Genomic DNA, 6,452 nt, shown 5'->3' with positions numbered 1-6,452 from the left:
TTTCTGGTCTGTACTTCGTTCAGTTACGTATTGCTAAGGCTAAACGGAGGAGTTAGTTGGATGATCCAGCACCTCGTAGAGGGCTGGCGGACGAAATGGCCCTGCCCTGTCGACCAACGGAGCAAGCGATGAAAGTCCCTTTCGCCAGTCTCAGAATGCACTTCCCCGACACGGACAACGTCGGCCGCGAAGAACTCTACCAATGGATTGGGTATCCCGAAAACATCAGCGATCCCAATTTCTACAATACATGCGCGATCCGGCTGAGCCTGGCCTTGCTCGGCGCCGGCTACCCGAATCCGGGTAAGTGGCCGATCAAGGCAGGCAAGTACAAGGGTCGTGCGATCGAGACCAGTCAGCACAAGCTGAGCAACTGGCTGGTACGCCAGATCGGCCAACCTGAAAAATTCGACAGCGGACCGAAAGCAGAGGAAGCAGTTGGTAGCCAGCGCGGCATCGTGTCGTTCTTTAGCATCTATGGCGACGATCGGCCGCAGGGGCACATCGCCATCGTATCCCGGGACCGTTGGGGTAGCTATCTGCGCTGCGGGAACGAGATCGATGGGATGGCGACGGGCTGCTATTGGTCCTCTCGCGAAGTTTGGTTCTGGGCGCTGCAATAGAAGTAACCCAAGGGTCACGGCCCTTCGCGAACATTGTTCCGCACCTGCCCTTCTGTCAACTCGATCAATCGGGACGGCGTCACGCCCAAAGCCTCGGCCAGCCGGAAAATCACGCGCACCGTCGGCTGGCGCTCCCCACGTTCGATCAGGCTGACGAACGTCCGGTCAATTGCCGCCGCATGCGCAAGCTGCTCCTGTGTAAGGCCGACCTCTCGTCTCACCGCGCGCAACACTTTCCCAAAGGCCAACCCAGGATCCAAAGACCTCTCCCATTATTTGGGAGAAATGATGTCTCTGCGGTATCATCAAGTCTTCAGACTATAGTCATCATTTTCGAGTATTCTATCGAAAGGTCTTTTAGCTTTTACCGTTGAGCTCTGCCAAACGGTGCCGATCAGTACTCCTCCTCTCCAGCTTCACGACATGCCTCGAGATCGCACACCTTTCGTATGTTTCCTTACCGATAGCGAAACCAATAATTCGCTCTGCCTGAGATATTGGTCCATCGACGATTCAGGGAAATGGACCGAGCCTTACGCCGCGTTGCAGTCCGACGCTGGGCTGAGTCGCGCGGAGATGATCAAGATGTTGAAATCTGCGTGTCGTGCCTACCTGCCCCATCTGCGATGCAATGCCTGTGGGACAGCGATCGAGGTCGGCGCGCGCAGGGACTATTCGCCCGCGACTGGATCTCTACTGGGATGGGAGGCAGAATGGACGCCGCCGCTATGTGCTTCCTGCGACGCCGCAGCGCTTGCAGCAAAACAGAAAGCGTCCATGTACGCCGAGCGACAGCGTCGTGACCACATGACATATGGATCGAAAGGCATGCGTGATCAATCCGAGCCGATCGACTTTGCCCACCTGAGCTACATGCAGTCATGCTTCCTGTACGCGATACTCGTGGCCGCAGACGTAGGCAGGGACAACCAAGAGATCCCTTCATTCGAGTATCTGGCGTGCGCGCTTGCAGCAACTAATGAGCTCGCGGAACAAATTTACACGCGACTTTATGCGGACAAGATCCTAGTTCCAGCTCTTGCATCAATTGCTAATCACACCAGAATCGATGAGGCAACTGGTGCAGGGACAATCAATTTACGCACGAGACGATGGGTGCTTGCTCGCGATATTACAGGCCGGTCGCTGGCCGACATCTTCGCGGTGCTATCCGACCGTCTGGACCATCCCGAGCCGCAAGAGGTCAAGGAACTCTGGTATCTGGTGGCAGAAAGCGAGTGCAAGAAGTATTTCATCCACCTATGCACGGGCTACAGGTTCGGCCAGCCGGGCCTCTACTCGTCCAAGGTTGCGGCTTCCATCCGGCACTGCCTGGACCATCTTTCGATTGGCGAGGTCTGTAACATCATCCATTACACGTTGAAGGACCTCGCAGCGCTCTCCCAGCGACGAGGATATGCACGTCAGAGAATCTACAGCATGATGCCGGGAAGCCTACGTCGCGCGGCAGATTATCGACTTGCGAACGGTAAGCCAATTCACCCGTGGCGCCGTCCTTCGCCTGCGACCGAGCCCTGGCTGACTACTGTCCTGCTGGACGACGTGCTCAAAGGCGGCGACATTTCGTTCGAAACACTGAAAGGGAAAGAGGTAGCCGCTCATGTCCAGCGTCAACTTGGCGTCAAGGATGAGATGGAACCAGCCGGGGTGAGGAACTGATGGGGACGTCAAATGACAAGAATGGTCGCTCTCGCCAAAGCTCTGGCGCGACCAATCGGAACGCATGCGCCGCCAGCAAGTCGCCTCCGGTTGATCGCCGCAAAAACCACGTCTCCACGGCAGATTTCGTCGCGACCCTGATTCGGGAGGAGGCGGAGTACCGCCGCGAGCAGCTGGCTTCACGCGAACTGTTGCGAGGTCCGGAGTTGCGGGCCCTTTTGCAGATTTCGCCGCAGGCGTTAAGTGGTGCCGTGAGAGCAAAGCGCGTCTACGCACTGCGGGGCCCCGGCGATGTGGCCGTATATCCAGCTTTTTTTCGCGGCCCCGTCACCCGCTCGCCTGTCGATCGAGCGTGTCTGCAGAGCATTGGGCTGCCTGCCGGGCGCTACCAAACACTTCTTCCTCACGAGCGCGCGATTTTCCCTCGGCGGCCTGACGCCGCTACAAGCACTGGCCAAAGGGAAAGTAGCCAAGGTTCTGGCTATGGCGGAAGCCTTCGAAGAATCATGACGGCGAACCGACTTCGCACGGCGATGTCGAAAAAGGAGCCGCGCAGATTTACCCATGACGTTGGAGGTATCAAGTGCGAGCGCGTACCATCGACACCCACATTAGCAACATCGTCGACGAACATCTCCAGGTATTGTCGAGCCGCATCGCAACGACGACGTATCCCGACACCTACCGCGCGATGCTGTCGTTCTGCGTCCGGACAAACAGTCTGAAAGCGGCGATGCTCGATACACTCGAGTCCAACAACGCCTACACATTCAAGACGTTACTGCGCGTCCTGTGCGAGCACTACCTCCAGTTCCTTCAGCTTTGGGTGCGCTTCACGCTTGAGAAATCCGACGTGGCCGCCGCCGACCACAGTCGCTTTTGCGGCGCGCGCGCGTTACAGGAAGGTCTTGATGTCTTGGCCGCGGCGGGCTCGCTGGTGCCGACGACAGCGCGACAGGCTTGCCGCACGCTGATCGAAGCGCAGTATTACAACGTCGCACGGTCCGGTAGCGAAGCGTTCGCGCGTCGAGCCGACGAGTTCCGCAGCAGTTCCATCGTTGAATTTCTGGCACGTGACCATGCCGGCATCTCGCCCGACGAGCTGCCGTTGCTGGATCGCGTCATCCCGACGTTCGCCTTGCTGGCACCACTTGGCCGAGGCGGTCACTACATGGACATTGGCAGACTCGACGCGGTAGAGCTGGCGACATTCCACTCCCGGGTCGCCGACGCGGAATTCGTCATCGCGCTGCCCGCCATCGTCTTCATGTTTACGGCGCTTGCCATCTCCAGAGAGTATCCCGAACATGTGGAAATTGCGCCGACCATCTGTGCCCTTATCGAACGGTTCCCGCTGAAACGTGAGGGTCGGGACTAGCGGCTCTGGTCCCACATTGCCTGGATCGATCGACCGTATGAAACGACACCACGTTTCGGTGAAACGAGCGACCAATGCCGCTGTCCTTCGCGTGTCTCGACAGATCGACGTGCCGTCGTGACCAACCATCTCCCCATCGATCCGGCACCTCGACAGACTCTCATGAACCGGGCGCACGAAACAAGACCACGATTCACGATGCGGATGACGAGTGTCGATGTCATTGGCGCGTCTTGCCTGACTTCGGCAGTCTTGTCGCGCGTTGTGCATCCGGTCAATCCCGCGACGGTCGACGCGCGAGACGCCCCGAATTGGCGTCGTGACCACTGGTCTCCTCATCGATCCGGTGCCTCGACAGATCCTCACGAGCACCTCCAAAGATCACAGCGACGCGCGCAAGGCATGCGTTCAGGTCCTGCGTGCCGCCGTCGCGTTCCCCGACACATTGAAGCCGGTTTCAATTCGGATGCCCGGGCTGGCGTGACGCTCAAACGAGCATGAAAAACAGAGGCCCCCTTCCTGATTGGTCATCAGAGGGAAGAAGGAGCGGTCCGCGCGCGATCACGAAAAAGGCCCATAAACTACAACGCTTCGTGTCTGCGCAGCCCGCTTGACGCGAAGTCGGCGCAGTCGTATCTTTGGTAAGTCTTACCGGGTCTAGCGCCCGTTAGCCCTTCGGGGCAGGCTGGCGTTGCGGTCGACACCCGCATTAATGAACACATCACAGCCGCCCCGAGCGGCCAGTCCAAGCGACGGCGGCGGGCTCGACCCCTGCCGTCCCGGCGGCGACAACTCGCCATTTTCGCCCCTTGTGTGTACGCCGGTATGCCGACGTGCTTTGCCGATCCGGCTCGACTGGACGGCGTCCATTCCGCATTGCTCGACGATGCGGTCCTTCGTCCTGCCATCGCCCAGACTCGGGTATCGATGGCAGCGGCTGCGCGGCTAGACCGACGCAGCCCATTGAGCGCGCGGAAGCTCGACTCCGGCGCCTGCTGGCTCGACCGGCAGCGACTTGTCTCATCTCTAGAAGAACGTGTTTCAAGGCGCTGCGAACCACCGCACGAGCGGTGCGACGACCATCTTGGCCCAAGAGGCCATGTGGCGTTGTCAGCAGCACTTACGTCCGACCCCGATGGGCGGGGTCACGGATAAGGACGATGAAGCACGAGTAACCCATCCAACGAACGGGATGTGCCCGTTCACCCACGCCGCCTTGGTAGCGTGGCTCCCCGTCCGCGGGAGCAGGTTGACCGGAGAAATTCGGCGGCTTGCTATTTGCACATTTTTAAGACGCCCGCGGCAGTATGGCCGCATTATCCCGTCGCGCCCAGGTTTGGGGCGCCGTGCGCGACGCCCTACGCCCCTCAATCCGCCGTGGCTCGGCGGCTTGCCCGCGCCCGTGACGGGCCAGGCCTAACAACGTCCGTTCTTCGCAGGAGTATTAGCCTTCAGAAAACAACAAAACGTGATGCGTGTGGGAAGTCGACCGAAGCCCCAACCTCATAGGGAGTTGAGGCGAGGATGGGAGCCGAACCCATCTAGACGACCGTGAAAGTCACCGGGGCCGACGCCAGTACGTCGATAAGCGCTGTCCGTTCGAATAAGCACCCGGTTAGCGAATGACGCTTGCCTCCAACCCCTGTCCGCCCCGTGCGCGACTGCGGCAGCAGCATGTCTTTCGAAAGTCACCATCGCACCGGGCGTCGATCAGCGGCCCGTGGTATACGCCCATTGCGCCTGCGCCGCAGCATCTGGCAGGTCGCAATCGCATCGACATCGAGACGCAACATTGGTATGCAGCGGCTAACTGTCGCTGACTGATCTCCTGTCGCGGCTAGAAGAAAACCCACGCGCACGCAATTCCGGCATTTTATCCTGGCTTCATAAAATGCCTAAAATCGATACATTCGCCAAGCGGCCTAGGCCCGAGAGTCCACAAGGGATCGCATACTTGAGAACAAGTGAGCAGTTCGGTGTTTGCCGGTTCGCGATCTCCTGGCACGTCATTGCTCGGCGGCCCGGTCTGGCAGACGCTCGTGCTACCAGACGCTGTTTGAAACCGACTAGCCTGCGCTCATGACCGCGGTTAATTATTCTAAATTATGTACAGCCAATAATTATTCGCCAGCCATAATTCGGATAATTTTCAAGAGGCCACGTGCAGTGGACCTTAGACCCAATGATTTTCCCGCCCTTTTTACCTATGGCGACCAGCCCTCAAGCTAAGTCCGAAAGGTGCCGACATCAGTCGCCGCCGTCCTCCTCTTGACGGTTTCCCCGAGCGCTGTTTTACCAATCCTCATATGGTCCTGACAATCTGAGGCCAAGCTCATCCCACCAGTCGTCGCAGGGAAAAACTTAGTCCAGGAGCGCAGTGATCACATAAAAAGGCAATCAATGATCACCTTTCGCAGGGACAGTCGGATCTCGCGGGCTCTTCATGATCTCTACATGTCGTTCCACAAGTGCAATGGATTAAATTCAGAGTCGAAGGCGCAATGGCTCATCATCAGCGAGCTGATAAGCACTCAATATCGCGTTGCTCTGCAAAAATGAGATACCACTGAGCAGCATTTCGCGTAAAGACACCGATAGCGGCTCGACTGCCTCGGTAACGCTGAACGACCCGCCCCTTCCTGCCCAACCTGAAATGAACCGTGCACACCCTGCCCAGCTCATGAGCTGGCTTCTCAACTAGGTGCTGGATCATCCAACTAACTCCTCCGTTTTAACCCTTAGCAATACGTAACTGAACCAGGTACGAACAT

6 protein-coding genes are annotated in these 6,452 nt (G+C 58.3%); 4 read left to right on the top strand and 2 right to left on the bottom strand.

Annotated elements, in window-relative coordinates:
• Positions 1-155 precede the first annotated feature (155 nt).
• Positions 156-623: a T6SS effector amidase Tae4 family protein gene (locus tag ACWNCF_RS03050; RefSeq protein WP_449405968.1), complete on the top strand. Its 468-nt coding sequence runs from the start codon at positions 156-158 to the stop codon at positions 621-623.
• Positions 624-637: 14 nt separating this feature from the next.
• Here the strand turns inward: ACWNCF_RS03050 and ACWNCF_RS03045 are convergent, their stop codons facing one another.
• A complete protein-coding gene (locus tag ACWNCF_RS03045; protein ID WP_229416678.1) occupies positions 638-871 on the bottom strand; it encodes a helix-turn-helix domain-containing protein in 234 nt (77 codons plus the stop codon).
• 328 nt (positions 872-1,199) lie between these two features.
• Here ACWNCF_RS03045 and ACWNCF_RS03040 point away from each other — a divergent pair, with 328 nt between their 5' ends.
• The 3 genes from ACWNCF_RS03040 to ACWNCF_RS03030 all read left to right on the top strand — a co-directional run bounded on the left by ACWNCF_RS03040 (position 1,200) and on the right by ACWNCF_RS03030 (position 3,681).
• Positions 1,200-2,303: a hypothetical protein gene (locus ACWNCF_RS03040; RefSeq protein WP_449405967.1), complete on the top strand. Its 1,104-nt coding sequence runs from the start codon at positions 1,200-1,202 to the stop codon at positions 2,301-2,303.
• A gap of 291 nt (positions 2,304-2,594) precedes the next feature.
• Positions 2,595-2,813 (top strand): hypothetical protein, encoded by a 219-nt coding sequence (locus ACWNCF_RS03035; protein ID WP_449405966.1) that lies wholly within the window; start codon positions 2,595-2,597, stop codon positions 2,811-2,813.
• A gap of 73 nt (positions 2,814-2,886) precedes the next feature.
• Positions 2,887-3,681 carry a hypothetical protein gene (locus ACWNCF_RS03030; RefSeq protein WP_091670819.1) on the top strand — a complete coding sequence of 265 codons (795 nt, stop codon included), beginning with the start codon at positions 2,887-2,889 and terminating at the stop codon, positions 3,679-3,681.
• Between the two features lie 2,512 nt (positions 3,682-6,193).
• On the opposite strand, the gene ACWNCF_RS03025 is transcribed toward ACWNCF_RS03030, so the two are convergent.
• Positions 6,194-6,394 (bottom strand): hypothetical protein, encoded by a 201-nt coding sequence (locus ACWNCF_RS03025; protein WP_449405965.1) that lies wholly within the window; start codon positions 6,392-6,394, stop codon positions 6,194-6,196.
• Between the last annotated feature and the right edge of the window lie 58 nt (positions 6,395-6,452).

The organism is Massilia phosphatilytica (assembly GCF_977014125.1).
This window is presented reverse-complemented; position numbering and strand designations above follow the sequence as displayed.

Bases quoted from the DNA above. Each gene is read 5' to 3' on its own strand.
- ACWNCF_RS03025 (WP_449405965.1), bottom strand. From the start codon at position 6,394: ATGATCCAGCACCTAGTTGAGAAGCCAGCTCATGAGCTGGGCAGGGTG.
- ACWNCF_RS03050 (WP_449405968.1), top strand. From the start codon at position 156: ATGCACTTCCCCGACACGGACAACGTCGGCCGCGAAGAACTCTACCAA.
- ACWNCF_RS03040 (WP_449405967.1), top strand. From the start codon at position 1,200: ATGATCAAGATGTTGAAATCTGCGTGTCGTGCCTACCTGCCCCATCTG.
- ACWNCF_RS03035 (WP_449405966.1), top strand. From the start codon at position 2,595: ATGTGGCCGTATATCCAGCTTTTTTTCGCGGCCCCGTCACCCGCTCGC.